Annotated in this window: 19 protein-coding genes and 1 pseudogene; 10 read left to right on the top strand and 10 right to left on the bottom strand. The window is 59.8% G+C overall.

The genetic code is table 11. From position 1 onward, the window contains the following. Positions 1-8: 8 nt before the first annotated feature. Genes K290_RS0112975 through K290_RS0112965 form a run of 3 tightly spaced genes read right to left on the bottom strand, consistent with a single transcriptional unit; the run spans position 9 to position 1,724 of the window. Positions 9-809, bottom strand: a complete 801-nt coding sequence (locus K290_RS0112975; protein ID WP_028752325.1) for an anti-sigma factor family protein — start codon at positions 807-809, stop codon at positions 9-11. Then, positions 806-1,360 carry an RNA polymerase sigma factor gene (locus tag K290_RS0112970; RefSeq protein ID WP_028752324.1) on the bottom strand — a complete coding sequence of 185 codons (555 nt, stop codon included), beginning with the start codon at positions 1,358-1,360 and terminating at the stop codon, positions 806-808. Before K290_RS0112970 ends, K290_RS0112975 begins: the two co-directional genes overlap by 4 nt. Beyond that, entirely contained in the window at positions 1,344-1,724 is a 381-nt protein-coding gene (locus tag K290_RS0112965) for a COG4315 family predicted lipoprotein (protein WP_028752323.1), read from the bottom strand. Before K290_RS0112965 ends, K290_RS0112970 begins: the two co-directional genes overlap by 17 nt. A gap of 149 nt (positions 1,725-1,873) precedes the next feature. On the opposite strand from K290_RS0112965, the gene K290_RS0112960 reads away from it, so the two are divergent. Then, positions 1,874-3,001, top strand: coding sequence for an ATP-dependent DNA helicase (locus K290_RS0112960; RefSeq protein WP_028752322.1), 1,128 nt, complete (start codon positions 1,874-1,876; stop codon positions 2,999-3,001). An 81-nt stretch (positions 3,002-3,082) separates the two neighbouring features. On the opposite strand, the pseudogene K290_RS34185 reads toward K290_RS0112960, so the two are convergent. Next, positions 3,083-3,562, bottom strand: a pseudogene (locus tag K290_RS34185) (MerR family transcriptional regulator); the annotation flags it as partial. 423 nt (positions 3,563-3,985) lie between these two features. Here K290_RS34185 and K290_RS0112950 point away from each other — a divergent pair. Further along, a complete protein-coding gene (locus K290_RS0112950; protein WP_028752321.1) occupies positions 3,986-4,738 on the top strand; it encodes a pyridoxine 5'-phosphate synthase in 753 nt (250 codons plus the stop codon). Between the two features lie 187 nt (positions 4,739-4,925). Here the strand turns inward: K290_RS0112950 and K290_RS0112945 are convergent, their stop codons facing one another. Continuing rightward, positions 4,926-5,813: an SDR family oxidoreductase gene (locus tag K290_RS0112945; RefSeq protein WP_028752320.1), complete on the bottom strand. Its 888-nt coding sequence runs from the start codon at positions 5,811-5,813 to the stop codon at positions 4,926-4,928. A gap of 143 nt (positions 5,814-5,956) precedes the next feature. On the opposite strand from K290_RS0112945, the gene K290_RS0112940 reads away from it, so the two are divergent. Further along, positions 5,957-6,373, top strand: coding sequence for a winged helix-turn-helix transcriptional regulator (locus tag K290_RS0112940; protein ID WP_028752319.1), 417 nt, complete (start codon positions 5,957-5,959; stop codon positions 6,371-6,373). Positions 6,374-6,382: 9 nt separating this feature from the next. Beyond that, positions 6,383-7,630, top strand: a complete 1,248-nt coding sequence (locus K290_RS0112935; protein ID WP_028752318.1) for an FAD-dependent oxidoreductase — start codon at positions 6,383-6,385, stop codon at positions 7,628-7,630. Here the strand turns inward: K290_RS0112935 and K290_RS0112930 are convergent, their stop codons facing one another. The 4 genes from K290_RS0112930 to K290_RS0112915 form a co-directional block, all read right to left on the bottom strand. Next, positions 7,631-8,845, bottom strand: coding sequence for an MFS transporter (locus K290_RS0112930; RefSeq protein WP_028752317.1), 1,215 nt, complete (start codon positions 8,843-8,845; stop codon positions 7,631-7,633). It abuts the gene before it with no gap. 56 nt (positions 8,846-8,901) lie between these two features. Then, positions 8,902-9,519 (bottom strand): TetR/AcrR family transcriptional regulator, encoded by a 618-nt coding sequence (locus tag K290_RS0112925; protein WP_028752316.1) that lies wholly within the window; start codon positions 9,517-9,519, stop codon positions 8,902-8,904. A 430-nt stretch (positions 9,520-9,949) separates the two neighbouring features. Beyond that, entirely contained in the window at positions 9,950-10,879 is a 930-nt protein-coding gene (locus tag K290_RS0112920; RefSeq protein ID WP_028752315.1) for a bifunctional helix-turn-helix transcriptional regulator/GNAT family N-acetyltransferase, read from the bottom strand. A 74-nt stretch (positions 10,880-10,953) separates the two neighbouring features. Further along, positions 10,954-11,673, bottom strand: coding sequence for an aspartate/glutamate racemase family protein (locus K290_RS0112915; protein ID WP_028752314.1), 720 nt, complete (start codon positions 11,671-11,673; stop codon positions 10,954-10,956). 161 nt (positions 11,674-11,834) lie between these two features. Here K290_RS0112915 and K290_RS0112910 point away from each other — a divergent pair, with 161 nt between their 5' ends. From K290_RS0112910 to K290_RS0112900, 3 genes are all read left to right on the top strand, one after another. Further along, positions 11,835-12,299, top strand: coding sequence for an Lrp/AsnC family transcriptional regulator (locus K290_RS0112910; RefSeq protein ID WP_028752313.1), 465 nt, complete (start codon positions 11,835-11,837; stop codon positions 12,297-12,299). 277 nt (positions 12,300-12,576) lie between these two features. Next, positions 12,577-13,209, top strand: a complete 633-nt coding sequence (locus K290_RS0112905; RefSeq protein WP_028752312.1) for a CatB-related O-acetyltransferase — start codon at positions 12,577-12,579, stop codon at positions 13,207-13,209. Between the two features lie 181 nt (positions 13,210-13,390). Next, complete coding sequence (locus K290_RS0112900; protein WP_028752311.1) at positions 13,391-14,653, top strand: NAD(P)/FAD-dependent oxidoreductase; 1,263 nt, start codon at positions 13,391-13,393, stop codon at positions 14,651-14,653. A 153-nt stretch (positions 14,654-14,806) separates the two neighbouring features. Here K290_RS0112900 and K290_RS0112895 read toward each other — a convergent pair whose 3' ends face one another. Further along, a complete protein-coding gene (locus tag K290_RS0112895) occupies positions 14,807-15,850 on the bottom strand; it encodes an NAD(P)-dependent alcohol dehydrogenase (protein ID WP_028752310.1) in 1,044 nt (347 codons plus the stop codon). Positions 15,851-16,049: 199 nt separating this feature from the next. On the opposite strand from K290_RS0112895, the gene K290_RS0112890 reads away from it, so the two are divergent. The 3 genes from K290_RS0112890 to ilvC all read left to right on the top strand — a co-directional run bounded on the left by K290_RS0112890 (position 16,050) and on the right by ilvC (position 18,787). Further along, a complete protein-coding gene (locus tag K290_RS0112890; protein ID WP_028752309.1) occupies positions 16,050-16,958 on the top strand; it encodes an AraC family transcriptional regulator in 909 nt (302 codons plus the stop codon). Between the two features lie 114 nt (positions 16,959-17,072). Continuing rightward, positions 17,073-17,723: a TetR/AcrR family transcriptional regulator C-terminal domain-containing protein gene (locus tag K290_RS0112885; protein ID WP_028752308.1), complete on the top strand. Its 651-nt coding sequence runs from the start codon at positions 17,073-17,075 to the stop codon at positions 17,721-17,723. A 44-nt stretch (positions 17,724-17,767) separates the two neighbouring features. Further along, positions 17,768-18,787 (top strand): ketol-acid reductoisomerase, encoded by a 1,020-nt coding sequence (ilvC, locus tag K290_RS0112880; protein WP_028752307.1) that lies wholly within the window; start codon positions 17,768-17,770, stop codon positions 18,785-18,787. The last annotated feature ends 42 nt before the right edge of the window (positions 18,788-18,829 follow it).

Genomic DNA, 18,829 nt, shown 5'->3' with positions numbered 1-18,829 from the left:
CGCTTTAATTAGGACGAAAACTGCTTGTAGCATTCGTCCGCCACCCGTCTCAGCATGTCGCGGGAGATTTCGCCGGTGACGGCATAGCCGAGTTTGCCGTCGATCCAATAGAAGGTCTCGACCGTGCCGACGCTGGTAAAGCGGAAACTGGTTGTGGTGTTCTCCTTGTTGCTGCCGACGAGCACGGTCAGGCGCTGGCCGGTGGCGTTCTCATACATGAAGAGTGCGCCGGGTGTGCCATTGATGGGCAGCAGTCGGCCGCCGACGAGCTGAAAGCCGAGCGTGCTGAGGCTCGGCACCTTCAGGCTGGCGACATTCATGCGTTTGCCGAGCCAGGTGGCAAGATGCGCTTCCTGATCCGCGCCGACTTCGACCGGGTGGCGGACATCGCTTGCGTAGACGACGAAGGCCGATTGCGCCTGCCGCGGCAGGGCCTCGATAGCCGCCAAGCGAGGGTCCGGCTGCGTCAGAAGCGGTGGGCCGAAATGGCCGGCGGCAGCGCCGACCAGGAAGATCGCCAGGGAGGCCGCGGCCATCGGCAGCCAGCGAAGCGGACGTGATGGCTCGGCAGGCACAGAGGCCGGAACGCGTGGTGATACCAGTTCACGGTCACCTTCCTTCGAGATTGCATATGGTGCAAACAATGCCTTGATGTCGGCGTTTTGCGTCCGCCACGTGGAGATCAGGTCCGCTTGTTCGGGATTTTCGGCAAGCCAGGCTTCCAACCGGGCGTGATCGTCCGCTGGCAGCAGCCCGTCTGCAAAGGCGTGGAGATCCGCTTCGGTCACGGTCGGGTTACGTTCGTTCATTTCGGTCTCCGAAGCGTAATGACATTCTCGGCATTCATCAGATCGTTCATTTTCCGGCGTGCTCGCGACAGGCGCGACATGACGGTGCCAATCGGAATATCCAGCGTGGTGGCGACGTCCTGATAGCTGTAGCCTTCGACCACGACCAGCATCAGCACGGCGCGATAATCCTCCCCGAGGCTGTTCAGCGCCGCTTCCAATCGCGAGCGTTCCAAAGGATCGCCATCCGTCTCAGCGGCCGGCAAATCGGTACTGTCGTCAAGATCGACGAAGCGGCGGCGACCTTGCTGGCGCAGGCCGTTGCGGTAGAGATTGGTCATGATGGTGAGCACCCAGCCACGCAGGTTCAGTCCGCGCCACTGGCTGCGCCGTGCCAGCACCTTTTCGACGCAATCCTGAAGAAGATCTTCGCCGTCGGCGTCGGAGCGGGTGAGGCTGCGCGAATAGCGTCTTAACGAAGGGAGGAGCGCCAGCACCTCCGCCTCGAAACTATCGGACGCGGGGGAGGTTCCCCCCGCGTCCTCGCCGGTCCGATTACGGCCGTGCGACATCCCACACACCCTTGAAGCCATCGCCGGCAACATCACCAGCCTTGGTATCCTTGACAAAGTAATAGAGCGGCATGCCGTCCTTCGCCCATTGCTTCTTCCCGTCCTTGCGGGTGATGATCGAATATGCGCCTTCTGCCTTGGCTTTGCCATCGGCCATCAGCGGCGGCCACGCCTTCGCGCAATCATCGTTACAGTTGGAGGCTCCCTTCTTGTCGTTCTTGAAGGTATAGAGCGTCATGCCGTTTTCGCCTGTGAGAACCTTGCCCTTGGCGCTTTCGGCGGTTTTTACCGGGGCAGCGGCAAAGACCGACGTCGCTGCGGCCGATGCCATGATCAGGATCGGCAAGAATTTCGCGGCTTTCATGATGTTTCTCCTCGGAATGGTAGACCCATGGTCCAGGCCCCACGTTTTGCGTTGCCGGACATGAGACACGAATTGCTACGATTTTATTCCCAACAATTCTGGGTTTTTTACTGCTTGCTTCTGCCGGCCGAATCCTGCCAAGTCGGCCCATGCAATTTGCGCCACAACAAGACGAAGCGCTCAAGGCCGTTGCCAAATGGCTGAAGGAACGGCGCTCGCCGCTGTTTCGCCTGTTCGGCTATGCCGGCACGGGCAAGACAACGCTTGCGCGGCATTTTGCCGAGCATGTCGATGGTGACGTGCTGTTTGCGGCCTTCACCGGCAAGGCGGCGCAGGTATTGCGCTCGCGCGGTGCCAGCAACGCCAAGACCATCCATTCGCTGATCTATCGACCGCGCGGCGAGGAGGCCGTCGAGGACGAAGAGACCGGCAAGACGTCGATCGCCCCGATGTTCACGATCAACCGGCAGAGCCCCGTCGCCAAGGCAGCGCTGATTATCGTCGACGAATGTTCGATGGTGGACGAAGCGCTCGGCAAGGACCTGATGAGTTTCGGCACGCCGATTCTCGTGCTCGGCGATCCCGGTCAATTGCCGCCGGTCTCGGGCGGCGGTTTCTTTACCAATGACGAGCCGGACTATCTGCTGACGGACATTCATCGTCAGGCCCGCGACAATCCGATCATTCAACTTGCCATGCACGTGCGCGAGGGCAAGGAGATCATGCACGGCGACTACGGCACGGCGAAAGTGATTTCGAAGAACGAGGTGACGCAGCCGTTGGTACTTGAGGCGGATCAAGTCTTGGTGGGCACAAACCGCACGCGCCGGCGGTACAATCAGCGACTGCGCGAGCTCAAGGGTTTTACGGCCGAATATCCGCAATCCGGCGACAAGCTGGTCTGCCTGCGCAACGACCCCGCCAAGGCCCTGCTCAACGGTTCACTCTGGCAGGTAATGACCTCGTCCAGGGAAACCACGAAGCCCGGCATCAATCTGCTCGTGCGGCCGGAGGATGACGACATGGATCGGGGGGCGGCGAAGATCAAGCTGCTGAAGCAGGCCTTCGAGGATGTCGAAGGCGAAATCCCCTGGTCGACCCGCAAGCGCTACGATGAATTCGATTACGGCTATGCGCTTACCGTGCATAAGGCGCAGGGTTCGCAGTGGAACAATGTGGTGTTGTTCGATGAAAGCTGGGCGTTTCGCGATACGCGCGAGCGTTGGCTCTATACGGCGATCACGCGCGCCGCCGAGACCCTGACGATTGTCCGGTGAAGCTTGCTTGCTCACATCGTGATTAGATGGAGTGGCCTTTGCGCCAGACGCAAGAGATCAGATGTCCCCGCCATGAGAATGAGGGAGCTCCGCGGCGCCATCATAATCAAGGAGATCGGCAACTTTCTGCATCTGCCGATTCAATTGGGACATCTCAACGATCAGTTCGCGCTTGCGGAGGTTGAGGGCCGCGCGGAAGATGGCCTCGGCTTCATCCGGCGTTTCCGCCTCGTCAAGCTTTTCCATGACCTCCTGAATGACGGCGATCGACATGCCGGCTTCCCGGCAGACGGTGATGACGGCCATGCGCAGCACATCGTCAGTGCCGTAGATTCGCATCAACCCGTGGCGATCGGCCGAGATCAGCCTCTTTTCCTCGTAGAAGTGCAGCGTCCTGTGCGTCACGCCGAAAGCGCTGGCCATGTCCGCGATGGCAACCGACCCCTCCGGCAGGTCAGAAGGAAGTGCTGTCTCGGGCAGGAACCGGTACTTGGCGCGCGCCCGCGAAACAAGATTGGCGGTCGCAAACGGACGTTTGGAACCGTCAGAACCGTCAGACATAAGTCCCTCCATATTTCCATCCCCTTTTTGTCGCGGCGCCCCACGCCACGATCTGGTGCCTATTCTGTTGTCTGACGGAGGAGGCCGAAGCTACGCCCAACTCGCTTTTACAATGACGCGACTAACAAACGCAGATGTCGCCGATGAAAATTCTTGTTTCATAAGGACAAATTTACCGTGGGCGAACTTTGGGCCCTCTCATTCCCGGACGAATCAAAATCAGGCGCCCGATACAACGACGCTATCGGGTTTCGCCGAAATTATAAGTTGCCCGAAGGGGGTATCGTCGGACGGACGAGACGGCAAAAGAGCGGAAGACCATCAATCTTTTGCATGAGTCGATATTCGAATCTCGTTGGTCTTGCGGCGTGCAATCGCATAAAACGGATGTATTATCCTCTTTAAAAATCATGGATTTCGATCATGCCCGCCAAGCTCTCCGTGAACCTCAACGCTATCGCCATGTTGCGTAACCGGCGCGATCTTCCCTGGCCGAGCGTCACGGGGCTCGGCCGAATCGCGCTTGCCGCCGGTGCCAGTGGCCTGACTGTGCATCCGCGGCCCGATCAGCGGCACATTCGCTTCTCCGATCTGCCCGATATACGCGCATTGATCGACGACGAATTTCCGGAGGCAGAGTTCAACATCGAAGGCTATCCGACCGACGAGTTTTTCGATCTCTGCGCATCCGTGGAGCCGGAGCAGGTGACGCTGGTGCCCGACGATCCCTCGCAGGCGACGTCCGACCACGGTTGGGACTTCCGTAAAAATCGCGATCTGTTGGCTGAGGTCGTCGCCAGATACAAGAAGATCGGCTGCCGTGTGTCGCTGTTTGCGGATGGGGATGGCGATGCCGAGGCCGTGAAGATCGCTAGGGACGTTGGTGCCGACCGCATCGAGCTTTACACCGGCCCCTATGGCGGCTGCTATGAAGCACCGGAACGGGCTGCCGTCATTCTCGAGGGTCTCGGCAAGACTGCGGATGCGGCATTTGCCAACGGCCTTGCCGTTAATGCCGGCCACGATCTGACGGTCGCGAACTTGCCGGCGCTCCTGAAGCGCATCCCGGAGCTCGCCGAAGCTTCCATTGGGCACGGGCTGACTGCCGATGCGCTGGAATATGGCATGGCGGAGACGGTTCGACGGTTTTGCCGAGCTTGCGGGCAGGCGGTTTGAGCAGCGGGATCTGAGGCTGGGCAGACAAGGACGCCGTTGGCGCGCTGTAGTGCCTGGCCCCTCATCTTGGCCTTCTCCCCGCATTGCGGGGAGAAGGGACGGAGCAAACAATTGGCCAGGACGGGCTGTGTTTGGGGCGAGACACGAGGATGCGGCAAAGATAATCTCGCCTGACCATCCCATAAACTCAGCCTACCAACGCGGCCTTGTGTTCCTCGACGAAGCTGCGTAGCGTCTGCGGCTCCTTGCCGGTCAGCTTGTTGAAGTCATTCGTGAGGATATTGAAATTGCCGGCGCGGATGTTGGCGTCGAAGGAGACCAGCATGTCGACGACGAATTTCGGCAGGCCGGCGCCGGTGAGGCCAGCGGCGAGCTGTTCATCATTGACCTGCACGACTTCCAGCGGACGGCCGGTGATCTTGCTGACAACGCTCGCGACGTCCTCGATGGTGACGGCGGTCGAACCCGTCAGCGTATAGGTGGCATTTTCCGGCGTGTCGGAAGCCAAAGCGGCAGCAATGGCCAGTGCGCAGTCTTCGCGGCTGATATTGCTGACGCGGCCGCCGGCGGTCGCGGTGTACCACTTGCCGACTTCGAGACTGTGCGGCAGACCCATCAGGTAATTGTCGAAGTACCAGGCGTCCCGCAGGATCGTATGGCCGATGCCGCTTGCCTTGATGGCGTTTTCGGTGCCGAGATGGTCGGGTGCGAAGCTAACGAGCGAACCTTCCGGGGCCGGCATGGAGGTGTAGAGAATATGCTTGACGCCAGCGGACTTCGCGGCCTCGACGGCGGCAGTGTGCTGCTTTAGGCGCTGACCGGGAACGGCGAGAGAGTCGGTGCTGATGATCAGCAGGCGATCGACCCCGGCAAACGCGGTGGACAGGCTGGCGGCATCATCGAAATCGGCCTTGCGGGCGACGACGCCCTTGGCGGCGAGGTCGGCAAGCTTCTCCGGGCTGCGTGTGGCGGCAATGATGCGGCCCGGGGCGACCTTGTATGTCTCCAGCAGGTGGTGAATGACGCGTTGACCAAGCTGACCCGCGGCGCCGGTGACGAGAAGAGTGCTGCTCATATGTTTTTCCTTGTTTGACCGCCGCGGACTTGCAGGGGTTTTCTTGCTCTCAAAAAGAGACTAGCACTAGAATAGGAATTGACTTTGGCCTGTAAAGGAGGCAGTTTTTCGTTCCTACGTTACCAAAAGGGAACCAACCCGACATGAGCGCCAGCACTGTCGTCAACTTACGCAGCACAGAGGATCCGTTGCGTGTCTTCGATGTCAGCAAACTCGATTTTACGAATTGCCCGGTGCGGGATCTGATCTCGCAGATTGGCGGCAAGTGGTCGGTGTTGCTGCTGGAAGCCCTGGCGCAGCGGCCTTATCGTTTTGGTGAGCTGCGGCGCATGGTGCCCGATATTTCTCAGCGCATGCTGACCCAGACGCTGCGGGACCTCCAGCGCGACGGTTATATTGGCCGCGAGGTGTTTCCGACAAAACCGCCGAGTGTCGAATATCGCATGACTGATCTGGGCTATTCGCTCTATGTACCTTTGGCGCAGCTCTTGAACTGGGCTGAGGCCAACCACGATGCCGTACGTGCCGCGCGCGTCCGTTTCGATCAATTGCAAGACTGAGCGCATCCGGTGAAATCCCTGAAAATTGCGATCGTCGGCGCCGGACCTGCGGGACTTGCTGCTGCCTTGTTCCTCTCGCGCGCCGGCCATACGACGGAGATTATCGAGCGGTTCGATAATCCGGCGCCGGTCGGATCCGCGCTAATGCTGCAACCGACCGGCCTGACCGTGCTGGAATCGCTCGGGCTCGGTCCCGCCATTCACGCCGCCGGTAATCGCATCGACCGGCTGTTCGGCACCGAGACTAAGCGCGGCCGCATCGTTCTTGACGTGCGTTATGACAGGCTGGCCGGCGGGCGCTATGGGCTGGCTGTTCATCGCGCCGCGCTGTTCGATACGCTCTACGACGAAGTCTCCGCGCGGCGACACATTGTCTTCACCGGACGGCGGGTAACTGGCGCGCTGGAAGAGGGCAGCCAGACCTATCTCACCATCGAGGGCGGGGAGCGGCTGGGACCGTATGATCTTGTCGTCGACGCGAGTGGCGCGCGTTCTGAATTGATCGCCGCTTCTCCGGTTGCACCGCAGACGCGCAATCTTGCCTATGGTGCCTTCTGGGCGACGCTGAATTGTCCGGATGGATTGGTGGATGAGAGGGCGCTGACGCAACGCTACGACCAGGCGAAAGTGATGATCGGCGTGTTGCCGATTGGACAGCGGAAGCCGGACCTGCCCAAGCAGGCGGCGTTGTTCTGGAGCTTAAAGATCGCTGATGCCGATGAGGTGCGCAGGCAGGGGCTCGATCGCTGGAAATCGGCGGTCCGCGGCTACTGGCCGGAATGCCAACCGTTGCTCGATCAGATTATCGATTGGGATCAGTTGACGCTGGCGCGCTACACCCATCGAACCGCGGCCATGCCTTATAGTGGTCGTACAGTCTTCGTCGGCGACTCCGCACATTCGACGAGCCCGCAACTCGGGCAGGGCGCCAATATGGCGCTGCTGGATGTGGCGGCGCTTGCGCACGCGTTGGCGGGTAACGAGGATATCGGTGCAGCGCTTGCCGACTATGCCAACGCGCGGCGGATGCATGTGCGGCTTTTTCAGTTGCTATCGCTGGTGTTTACGCCGTTCTACCAGTCGAATTCGACAGCACTGGCCTGGATCCGGGATCGACTGGTTGCCACAATCGCCAAGGTTCCGCCGGGGCCGCAGATATTGGCCTCGATTGTCTCCGGCACCTTGATCGATCCCTTTGCCTCGGCCGGCCTCAGTGAATGCGACTGGCTGCGGAGTGTCGTTCCGCAGCCGTCTTGATCATTTCTGCCGTTCGGTCAGGAAGATGAGCAGCGCTACCACCGGGAAGCAGACGCCGATCCATGAGGCGAGATTCCAGCCTCCGGTGGCATAGGCCCAGCCGCCGATCGCGGAGCCGAACGCGCCGCCGGCAAAGAATGTCGCCATGTAGAGGCCGTTCAGGCGGCTGCGATGTTCGGCGCTCAATGCAAAGATGGCGCGCTGGCCGAGCACCAGATTGGTCTGCACGCCGAAATCGAGCAGGATGCCGGAGAGCGTCAATGTCACGAGCGCCAGCAGCGAGCCGCTGCCGGAAGCGTGGCCAATGAGGAAGGCGACGATGGCAAGCACCAGGGCGAAGGTCGTGGCAAGCTTCGTCCAGCCGCGATCGGCGACACGCCCGGCAATTGGCGAAGCGACCGCGCCCGCAGCACCCGCCAGCGCGAAGAGGGCAATGCCGTTCTGTGTCAGGCCGAAGGCCGGGCTTGCCAGCAGCAGCGGCGTCGTCGTCCAGAACAGGCTGAAAGCTCCGAACATGCAGGCCTGATAGAGCGCGCGGCGCTGTAGCACCGGCGTATGCAGCGCAAGATGCCCCATTGAAGAGAGCAGTTGACCATAATGCAGCTTGGTATGCGGAACGCGGGTCGGCAGGGCGATGCGAAGAATGACGGCAAGCGCGATCATGACGCAGGCTGAGAGGATGTAGACCGCATGCCAGGAGGAGAGTTGCGACAGGAAGCTTGCCGCCGGCCGGGCCAACATGATGCCGCAAAGCAGGCCGCTCATGACATTGCCGACGACTGCGCCGCGGCTCGCATCCGGCGCCATATGGGCGGCGAAAGGCACCAGCACCTGTACCGCAACCGAGGCGAGGCCGATGCAAAGGGAGGCAAGCAGGAAGAGTGACGGCGACCAAGCAAAGGCGGCGCCGACCAGCGCCACGGCTGAAAGGCCGATCAGGGTCAACACCAGCCTGCGGTTTTCCAGGAGATCACCGAGCGGTACGATCAGCAGCAGGCCGAGGCCATAGCCGATCTGTGTCAGCGTTACGATCAGACCGGTCGCTGCCGGCGTGAAGCCGAGTGCCTGGCTGATCGGGCCGGCCAGCGGCTGGCCGTAATAGAGATTGGCTGCCACGAGCCCGCAGGCGGCAGCGAACATGAAAGTCATCAACGGCGAAATGGTCTTTTCGGGGAGCGGAGCGCTCTCCCGTCTGGCTGCGGCGGTTGCAGACATATCTTGATCCTTGATGCGGGCAGGGGAACGCGTCCCCGAAAATTCGTGTGAAAAAGTCAGTTCAGTAATGTCAGGGCAGTCTCGGCGACGGCGATCATCTGTTCTCGGGTGCGGCCGGTTTTACCGATCAGGCGCATGCCTTTCGTCAGGCTGAGCAGCGTGCGAGCTGTGTCTTCCACATTAAGCCGGTCCGATACCGAGCCGTCCTCCTGTCCGAGGCTGATCAGATCGACGAGCAACTGCTCGTCGACGTCGAAGGCGAAGGCGACGCGGCTGGCGACTTCCGCGTCAAAAAGAGCGAGTTCGGTGGCACTGCCGACGACAAGGCAACCCTGGCGACCAACCTCGCCGCTGGACGATTCTGCAAAGATGATCAGGAATGCGCGCAGCTTTTCGTAGCCGTTGGGCGCGGCAGCGAGGCGTTCGTCCCTGAGCTTGCAGCGCACATTCCGGTAGCGATCGAAGGCGGCGAGGAAGATGCCGCGCTTATCCTTGAACGCCTTATAGACGCTGCCTGCGGTCAGCCCCATGGCCTCGGTCAGTTCACTGATCGAAGCGGCATGATAGCCGCGCTCGGAAAAGACGCGCAGCGCCTGATCGAGTGCCGCGTCTTTATTAAATTCCCGCGGGCGGCCGCGAAGCTTCGGGGAAATATCCAGTGTGTCTGTTGTCATGCTGCTTGTTTAGGAAATGATCGTTTCCAAATCAAGCGGAATTTTGCGACGCGACATAATTGGGATGTTTGAATGAAGATTGATCGCCACCTGCCTTGCGAGTGAAGCGAGTCTCGTCGGTTTCCGTGGCCGACCCTCGTGGTTCGAGGCCTTGTCGCCTGCGCTGACGCTCCGGCGGCAAGGCACCTCACCATGAGGGCGGATCTGGCGCCGGTACGCAACTCGCTCTGCCCTCATAAGTGTACTGCCGGAAATGCGGGGGCAGCCCAAGTATAATTACCGCTTCTTCATGGGTTCGGCGTCGGATTTGGAACCGGCGTGTAACTCGCTCCATCCTCATGGTGAGGTGCGCAGCCCGTAGGGCGGAGCCTCGAACCAGGAGGATGGCCACGGCAGGCCGTCAAAGTTCTCTCCACCTCGCCTTGAACGATTACAAATCCAGCACCCAGGTCTGGCCGTTCAATTCGGGGCCGAACATGCGGTGCTTTTCTTCCGAGACGAGCCGGAATCCAGACTGGACATAAATGCCTCGGGCGGCATCGAGAATATCGTTGGTCCAGAGCGAAAGCTGATGGTAGCCGGCGCTGCGGGCAAAACGGATGCATTCGCCGACCAGCAGCTTGCCGAGGCCGAGACCTCGCGCCGTCTTATCGACATAGAGCAGCCGGAGCTTTGCGATGCCGCCGCCGCCATCGGCGACCATGACGGAACCGACATTCAGTCCGCCCCGCTCGACGATCCAGCATTGGTCCTTCTGCGGATTGAAGTTGGCGAGAAATTTACCGGCGACTTCGGCGACCAAGCCTTCGAAGCGCAGATCCCAACCGAATTCCTCGCAATAGAAGCGCGCCTGGCTCTGGACGATCCAGCCGATATCGCCGGCGCGGTGGGTGCGGATGACGGCGGGCGGCACGGCATTGGCGCTGGGGTTGAGTGCGGTCTGGATCGTTCGCATCGCGTCGATGACACGCTCGGGCTCACCGATTGCTAGCGCGTCGAAATGCCCGGCGATTTCGGCGCGGGAGCGGCGCACGAATTCGTGGAACTGCTGTTGTCCCTTGTCGGTGACCGTGATGGTCTGGCTGCGCAGATCGTCCGGATCGGGCTTGGTTTCGATCAAGCCGTCTTCGCGAAAGCGTTTCAAAATGCGGCTGAGATAGGCGGGATCGAGATGCAGGTCGCGCGTCAGTGTGGAGGCGGCGACGCCGCCGCGTGAGCCGATTTCGAACAGCACGCGGACGTCGGTCAGCGCGTAGGGGCTGTCGAGATAGGCTCTGTTCAGAACGCCGAGGAAATTGGTGTAGAAGCGATTGAAGTCGCGAACTGCATCGATGGTCGCAGGTTCCGTCGTAACAAGCATGGACATCGTCTCCCTATAATATAGAAGACGATGTCCATCATTTATTGGACTGAGTCAAGTAAATTTGACTTGATCTATGCGGCCTGGCTGGTGCTAGTAGTTTGCCCATTAAGGGCGAAATCGACGGCTTTCTCTGCGTGGATCGTCGTGGTGTCGAAGCCCGGTAAAGTCAGCGCATTCGGATCGAGAATCAGGCAGATCTCGGTGCAGCCGAGGATGACGCTGTCAGCACCTTTGGCTTTGGCGCGTTCGATGATTGCCATCAGCTTCCGGCGCGACTCGTCCTTGACTATGCCGGCGCAGAGTTCGTTGAAGATGATGTCGTGGGTAGTCGTACGGTCTTCAGCATCCGGCACCATGACGGAGACACCGTTGCGGGCCATGCGGTCGGTGTAGAACCCATGCTCCATCGTGTAGCGCGTGGCCAACAGCAGCGGCTTGACGCGACCGGCATCCTTCAATGCAGCCGCCGTTTCGTCGATGATGTGGATCAGCGGAATGGAGACGCGCGCGGCAACTTCCGGCGCGATCAGGTGCATGGTGTTGGTGCAGATCAACACGCATTCGGCGCCGGCGGTCTGCAGACGCTGCGCCACATCGCCAAGACGGGCAGCGGCATCATCCCAACGCCCGGCCTTCTGCAAGGCAACGATGTCTTCGAAATTGACGGAGTACATCAGCACCTCGGCCGAGGCGAGGCCGCCCAGTCGGTCGCGGACCATCTCATTGATAAGACGGTAATAAACCGCGGAACTCTCGAAACTCATGCCGCCGATTAGGCCGATGGTGCGCATACTGCTGCTCTCCGTTCTTGACTATGAATAGCAGAATATTGAGGCATTTCACGCGCCGCGTGTTTGCAATCTTTGTCGTGCCTGCGATTTTATCTGCAAAATTTTGCGCCGATATCATATTATGCGCAAAAACACAGCGTCATTACGGGAGATGGCTGCACATGCTTGATGAACGCGACCGAAAGATTCTCGATCTTTTGCAGACCGATGCCGGCATTTCGGTGACCGATCTCGCCGACAGCGTGGCGCTATCGGTCTCCGCTTGCTCCCGGCGCATCCAGCGGCTGGAGGAAAGCGGTCATATCGCGAGACGTATCGTCGTGCTCGATCGCGAGAAGATGGGTGTGCCGACGACGCTCTACGCGCTGATCAAGACAGCGCATCACGCCGACGAATGGATCGAAACCTTTCGCAAGGCGATCAGTGATATTCCCGAGATTGTCGAGGCACACCGGCTGACCGGCAACCATGACTATATCCTGAAAATCGTGCTGCCGCGTGTCGAACACTATGATGTCATCTACAAGAAGATCGTGCGCCGCGTAGAACTCTTCGACGTTTCGGCGTCGATCTCGATGGAAGTGTTGAAAAGCGGCGTGACGATCCCGGTCAGCTATGCCGAGTGAAGCGATCTCGTTTGCGGAACGATGTAGCGAGTGCCGCCAGGTCTTGCGAAGCATCATTGACGGCAACTTTGCGCCGAATTTGCGGACATCGTAGGCGGATGGATGTCTCTGGCATCAAGAATTTCGGTATCAAAATTATTCATCAGAGCGATACACGGTCCATGATGGATTTCACCGCTCAGAGGCAATAGCCTAATCGCAATAAAGTCAGCCCCAAGATTTCAACAGGACGCCGCTTCGGCATGGCTGGCTGTCAGTATGTTTGAACAGGTTCTCCATGGCTCTTCTCGACGCAAATGCCGTTAATCCAATTACCCTGCCCGATGGGACTGTATATAGGGACACGGTGTATCTGAAGAACGTCATAGACCATCCGCGCATGGAGATCGGCGATTTCAGCTATTACACGCATTCTGCAAAGCCCGAAGACACTGCCGGGATTCTGGCCCCTTATCTTGGTCATAGCGTTCGCGAACGGCTGGTGATCGGCAAGTTTGTCCAGATTGCCAGAGGAAGCTATTTCATTACCAGTTCGGCTAACCATCCGATGACTGGCTTCACCACCTATCCGTTTCGCATCTTCAAACCAGAGACCTTTGGCTACAAAGACCTGCCCGTGAAGGACACGATTGTGGACCACGATGTATGGATTGGCCAAAACGCGGCAATTATGCCGGGTGTCCACATAGGTGCGGGTGCGATTGTCGCTGCCGCATCGGTCGTTGCTCGCGACGTACCGCCCTACGCAGTTGTCGGAGGAAATCCGGCATCTATTATCCGAATGCGTTATTCCAGCGAAGTCATCAGCGAGCTTCTTCGTCTTACTTGGTGGGACTGGCCAATAGATAAAATCGAAGCCAACCTAACGGCACTCAGCAGCGGCGACTTGGCCACACTCAGGCTGGCTTGAACGATAAGCGCCCAGCATCTCTCGCGTCCGCTTCGGGTCGAAAGCTGCTACTGGTGGCATCTGCCACCAAAGTCCAGTCATTCGGTTCGCGCCCCGCACAGGTGCCATGCATAAAAGGCGGTTGCCCACCATCGTCCTCAACCCTACGTTCGCAGGTGTAAAACAGATACGGGGTGTCATCGTGCAGGATCATCACGTTGTCGTCGTTGGGGGTGGGTTTGGCGGCTTGCAGCTCGTCAACGATCTCAAGGGAGCTCCGGTCCGCGTCACGCTGATCGACCGGCGCAATCATCACCTATTCCAGCCGCTGCTTTATCAAGTCGCCACCACCTTGCTCTCCACCGCCGAGATCGCCTGGCCGATCCGTAGTCTTTTCCGAGATCGGCCGGAAGTGACGACACTGCTGGCGGAGGTCGTCGGCGTTGACAGTAAGGCGCATGTGATAACGCTGAAGGGTGGCACCACGATCGCATATGACACGCTTGTGCTGGCGACGGGTGCGACGCATGCCTATTTCGGACATGACGAATGGGAACCGGTGGCGCCAGGATTGAAGACGCTGGAGGACGCAACGACGATCCGTCGCCGCGTTCTGCTGGCCTTCGAACGGGCCGAAATGGAGAGCGATCCCGCCGCGCGCGATGCTCTGCTGACTTTCACCATCGTTGGCGCCGGGCCAACCGGCGTCGAGCTTGCCGGCATTATCGCCGAGCTGGCCAGAACGACGCTGCCGAAGGAGTTCCGCAACATAGACACGACCAAGGCCAGGATCATTCTTGTCGAAGCCGGTCCGCGTGTTCTCCCAAGTTTTGACGAAGGCTTGTCTTCCTACGCCCACAAGGCGCTGGAAAACTTGGGCGTCGAAGTTCGTACTGGAAAACCCGTCACATCCTGCACAACGGAGGGCGTAACGATCGGCGAGACCTTCGTGCCGAGCCGGACGATCGTCTGGGCCGCTGGCGTGCAGGCTTCGCCCGCGGCTGAATGGCTCGGCGTCCCGGCCGACCGCGCCGGCCGCGTCATGGTCGACAAGGAGTTGAGAGCACCCGGCGAGGCGGATATCTTCGTTATCGGCGACACCGCGGCGGTAATGCGCGACGATGGCAGCCCCGTGCCGGGCATCGCGCCGGCCGCCAAGCAGCAGGGTGCCTACATCGCCAAGTTGATACGGGCAAAGCTATCCGGACAGTCGGCGCCGGGGCCATTTCATTATCGTCATCAGGGAAGTCTTGCCACGATCGGCAAGAGTGCCGCGATCATCGATTTCGGCTGGATCAAACTCAGGGGATGGATCGCCTGGTGGATCTGGGGCCTTGCGCATATCTATTTCCTGATCGGCACGCGCTGGCGCATTGCGGTCGCCTGGAGCTGGCTGTGGGTCTATATCAGCCGCCAGCACAGCGCGCGGCTGATCACGCAAAGGGAAGCGATGCGTGAGGAATGAGAAAAGGGCAGCGCCGGTGGCTGCCCTTTTCTGTAAGTCTTGTGTCGTAGCGCTTAATGCATGTCGCGCAAAAGTGTGCGGCGGTTTTGCGAAAACGACATGCAAAAACAAGGAGCTAAGCGTGGGAGCGAATCTGAAAGATCGTGACGAGCTTTAGGCCAGCGAGGCGATATCGATGACGAAGCGGTAGCGGACGTCGCTCTTCAGCACGCGCTCATAGGCTTCGTTGACCTGATCGATATTGATCACCTCTATTTCCGAGGCAATGTTGTGCTTGCCGCAGAAATCGAGCATTTCCTGGGTTTCCTTGATCGAGCCGATCATCGAACCGGAAAGGCTGCGTCGGCCGGGAATCAGCGAGAAGGCATGAACCGGAACCGGATGCTCGGGCGCACCGACGACGACCATGCTCCCATCGACCTTCAGCAGGCCTAGATAGGCGTTCCAGTCGACGGCGATACCAACCGTCATGATGATGAGGTCGAATGTGCCGGCGAGCGTCTTGAATGTGTCGGCGTCGCTCGTGGCGTAGTAGTGATCAGCGCCGAGGCGGAGACCGTCTTCCTTCTTCGACAGCGTCTGGCTGAGAACGGTGACGTCTGCGCCCATGGCGTGGGCAATCTTGACGCCCATATGGCCGAGTCCGCCCATGCCGACGATGGCGACCTTTTTGCCGGGGCCGGCCTTCCAGTGGTGCAGCGGCGAGTAAAGCGTGATGCCGGCGCAGAGCAGCGGGGCCGCAGCGTCGAGTGGAAGATTGTCGGGGATGGAAAGGACATAGCCTTCCTTGACGACGATCGAGTCCGAATAGCCGCCATAGGTCGGCGTTTCGCCGTCGGCTTCGACGTCATTGTAGGTCTGGACCACGCCCGGCATGTAATGTTCGAGGTCGAGATCGCGGGTGGCGCAACTCGTGCACGAATTGACGAAGCAGCCGACGCCAACGCGGTCACCGACCTTGAATTTGGTTACTTTCGAGCCGACTGCGCTGACGATGCCGGCGATCTCGTGACCCGGTACCATGGGATATTTGGCGTTGCCCCATTCGTTGCGAGCCTGATGAATGTCGGAATGGCAGATGCCGGAGAATTTGATCGCGATAACGACATCGTCCTCGTTCGGATCACGGCGTTCGAAGGTGAACGGAGTGAGCGGCTTGGACGCGTCGGTTGCTGCATAACCCTTTGCGATAGGCATGGGAGGTTCCTTATCTGTGGGATGGGTTGGGAGTGGAATTGAGACGCTGGACTATGCATCGGGACGGGGCGACTGCGTTAGAGCGATCCTGCAAGCTTTATGTACGATCCTGCGAATCTAAATTGACGGCGGCTCTTTTTCAGCGAGAGGGGTTCACCTAGATAAGCCTCTACACGCTCTCAAAAACAATCGGTTGCGCATGACACTGGCTTTCAACCCCAATCAGGAACTCGCCTCCATCGTTGCCCGTTTCGCCACGGGGGATGGGGAACATCGCACGCCGATCGAAGGTCTCAACCTCTACCGGCAGTCGGCGGTCACCGTGTGGCAACATGGGGCTTACCGTCCCTCCTATGCCGTTGTGGTTCAGGGGCGGAAAAGCCTGACGGTCGGTGCCGATACCTACCACTACGGCGTCGGCGAGTATATTCTGACCGCGCTCGACCTGCCTGTATCGACACAGGTCACCAATGTCCGTAATGACACTCCCTATCTTTGCTTCTCCATGGTGCTCGACAGCGAGCGGCTGAAGGAGCTGCTGTCGCGCGTCAATGTTCCGCGCCAAGCAATGATGGCGGAGCCTATGCGCGGCCTTGCCGTCAATGCGGCATCGCCGGAACTGCTCGATGCCTCGCTGCGACTGCTCAGACTGCTCGACCGGCCGGAGGATATTCCCGCCATGGCGCCGTTGATCGAGCAGGAGATCCTTTATCGCCTGCTGACCGGTCCGAACGGTCCTCGGCTGCTGCAGGTGGCAATGGCCGAGAGCCAGAGCAACAGAGTGGCGCGTGCCGTTGCCTGGATACGCGGCAACTTCGCCCAACCGTTGCGCATCGAGGAACTGGCGGAGCGCGTCGGCATGAGCGTTTCGTCGCTGCACCATCATTTCAAGGCGGTGACGGCCATGTCGCCGATGCAATATCAGAAGCAGCTTCGGCTCCACGAAGCGCGGCGGCTGATGATCGTCGAGCAGCTTGATGTCGGTTCGGCCGGCCATCGCGTCGGCTATCAGAGCCCTTCGCAGTTCAGCCGCGAATATAGTCGCCTCTATGGACTTCCGCCCTTGAAGGATGTCGAGGCCATGCGGAGCCCGATCGCAGCGGAATAATTTCCTTCCTGTTATTGACGCGGTGCAGCAACGATTTGCGCTTGACGCTTGCTTTCCCCTCAGTCATAACGGCCACGAACCGTACCGTACGGTACGCATTTGGGAGTGGCCATCGTGCTTAGCGAAGCAGGACAGTCGAGCGAGTTTTCGCCGCGCCAGAACGCCGTTCTGGAACAGGCGCTGCGTTTGCTTGTCGATGGCGGCGAAAAGGCGCTGACGACCTCGGGTGTTGCGCGCGCTGCCAATTGCTCCAAGGAAAGTCTCTATAAGTGGTTCGGCGACCGCGATGGTCTGTTGTCGGCGATGATCGCCTATCAGGCGAGCAAGGTGCGCACCTTTGAGCGCAACGGCGAACGGCTGACCGTAGCGAGCCTGCACGACCATCTCGTCATTTTCGCCCGCGATCTGCTGGAGGTCTTGGCGGGCGACGTTTCACTGGCGTTGAATCGTCTGGCGATCGGTCAATCGAACCGCGATGGCTCGAAACTCGGCAAACTGCTGCTCGAGCGCGGGCGGCGCCAGATCGACCGGCGCGCCAGCGGGCTGATCGACGCCGGCAAGCGGGCAGGGCTGTTGCGCTTTACCGACGCCGATGAGGCATATCACACGTTCTACGGGCTCATCGTTTCCGATCTGCATGTACGCATGCTGCTCGGCGAGCCCGGTTTGAAGGACACCAGCCGCCAGGCGGAGAAGGCGGTCAGTGCTTTCCTCCGGCTTTACGGCACGGAAAAGGTATTGGCGGAAGCAGCAGCGACCGTCTGACTATTTAGAATCTGCACCCAGACAAGCAAAGGGAAGGACAAACAATGCGCGTCTATTACGATCGTGATGCCGATCTCAACCTCATCAAGTCGAAGAAGGTCGCCGTCATCGGCTACGGCTCCCAGGGCCGCGCTCACGCGCTCAACCTGAAGGACAGCGGCGCACAGAACCTTGTGATCGCGCTGAAGGCCGGTTCGCCGACCGTCAAGAAGGCTGAAGCCGATGGCTTCAAGGTCATGACCGTTGCCGAAGCTGCGGCCTGGGCCGACCTGATGATGATGGCGACCCCGGACGAACTGCAGGCCGACATCTACAAGTCTGAAATTGCTCCGAACATCCGCGACGGCGCTGCGATCGCTTTCGCCCACGGCCTCAACGTTCACTTCGGCCTCATCGAGCCGAAGGCTTCGGTCGACGTCGTCATGATCGCTCCGAAGGGCCCGGGCCATACGGTTCGCGGCGAATACCAGAAGGGCGGCGGCGTTCCCTGCCTCGTTGCCGTTCATCAGAACGCTTCCGGCAACGCCCTTGAACTCGCGCTCTCCTACGCCTGCGGCGTCGGCGGCGGCCGTTCGGGCATCATCGAAACGAACTTCCGCGAAGAGTGCGAAACCGACCTCTTTGGCGAACAGGTCGTTCTTTGCGGCGGTCTCGTCGAGCTCATCCGCGCCGGTTTCGAAACGCTGGTCGAGGCTGGCTACGCTCCGGAAATGGCCTATTTCGAGTGCCTGCACGAAGTAAAGCTGATCGTCGACCTGATCTATGAAGGCGGCATCGCCAACATGAACTACTCGATCTCGAACACGGCCGAGTGGGGCGAATACGTCACCGGCCCGCGCATCATCACCGAAGAGACCAAGGCTGAGATGAAGCGCGTCCTGAAGGACATTCAGACCGGCAAGTTCACGTCCGAGTGGATGCAGGAATACCGTTCGGGCGCTGCCCGCTTCAAGGGTATCCGCCGCAACAACGACAGCCACCAGATCGAAGAAGTCGGCGCCAAGCTGCGCGGCATGATGCCCTGGATCGGCAAGAACAAGCTGGTCGACAAGAGCGTCAACTAAGCTTCTTCGGGCCTATATCCAATGAGAAGGGCCGGGGAGGGA

It is taken from the genome of Rhizobium leucaenae USDA 9039 (assembly GCF_000426285.1).
GTDB classification, from domain to species: Bacteria; Pseudomonadota; Alphaproteobacteria; order Rhizobiales; family Rhizobiaceae; genus Rhizobium; species Rhizobium leucaenae.
Note: the sequence above shows the minus strand (reverse complement) of the source record. Positions and strands in the feature narration are given on the sequence as shown.

Excerpts from the sequence above, each read along its gene's own strand:
- K290_RS0112975 (WP_028752325.1), bottom strand. The coding sequence starts at position 809 with ATGAACGAACGTAACCCGACCGTGACCGAAGCGGATCTCCACGCCTTT.
- K290_RS0112970 (WP_028752324.1), bottom strand. The coding sequence starts at position 1,360 with ATGTCGCACGGCCGTAATCGGACCGGCGAGGACGCGGGGGGAACCTCC.
- K290_RS0112965 (WP_028752323.1), bottom strand. The coding sequence starts at position 1,724 with ATGAAAGCCGCGAAATTCTTGCCGATCCTGATCATGGCATCGGCCGCA.
- K290_RS0112960 (WP_028752322.1), top strand. The coding sequence starts at position 1,874 with ATGCAATTTGCGCCACAACAAGACGAAGCGCTCAAGGCCGTTGCCAAA.
- K290_RS0112950 (WP_028752321.1), top strand. The coding sequence starts at position 3,986 with ATGCCCGCCAAGCTCTCCGTGAACCTCAACGCTATCGCCATGTTGCGT.
- K290_RS0112945 (WP_028752320.1), bottom strand. The coding sequence starts at position 5,813 with ATGAGCAGCACTCTTCTCGTCACCGGCGCCGCGGGTCAGCTTGGTCAA.
- K290_RS0112940 (WP_028752319.1), top strand. The coding sequence starts at position 5,957 with ATGAGCGCCAGCACTGTCGTCAACTTACGCAGCACAGAGGATCCGTTG.
- K290_RS0112930 (WP_028752317.1), bottom strand. The coding sequence starts at position 8,845 with ATGTCTGCAACCGCCGCAGCCAGACGGGAGAGCGCTCCGCTCCCCGAA.
- K290_RS0112925 (WP_028752316.1), bottom strand. The coding sequence starts at position 9,519 with ATGACAACAGACACACTGGATATTTCCCCGAAGCTTCGCGGCCGCCCG.
- K290_RS0112920 (WP_028752315.1), bottom strand. The coding sequence starts at position 10,879 with ATGCTTGTTACGACGGAACCTGCGACCATCGATGCAGTTCGCGACTTC.
- K290_RS0112915 (WP_028752314.1), bottom strand. The coding sequence starts at position 11,673 with ATGCGCACCATCGGCCTAATCGGCGGCATGAGTTTCGAGAGTTCCGCG.
- K290_RS0112910 (WP_028752313.1), top strand. The coding sequence starts at position 11,835 with ATGCTTGATGAACGCGACCGAAAGATTCTCGATCTTTTGCAGACCGAT.
- K290_RS0112905 (WP_028752312.1), top strand. The coding sequence starts at position 12,577 with ATGGCTCTTCTCGACGCAAATGCCGTTAATCCAATTACCCTGCCCGAT.
- K290_RS0112895 (WP_028752310.1), bottom strand. The coding sequence starts at position 15,850 with ATGCCTATCGCAAAGGGTTATGCAGCAACCGACGCGTCCAAGCCGCTC.
- K290_RS0112890 (WP_028752309.1), top strand. The coding sequence starts at position 16,050 with ATGACACTGGCTTTCAACCCCAATCAGGAACTCGCCTCCATCGTTGCC.
- ilvC (WP_028752307.1), top strand. The coding sequence starts at position 17,768 with ATGCGCGTCTATTACGATCGTGATGCCGATCTCAACCTCATCAAGTCG.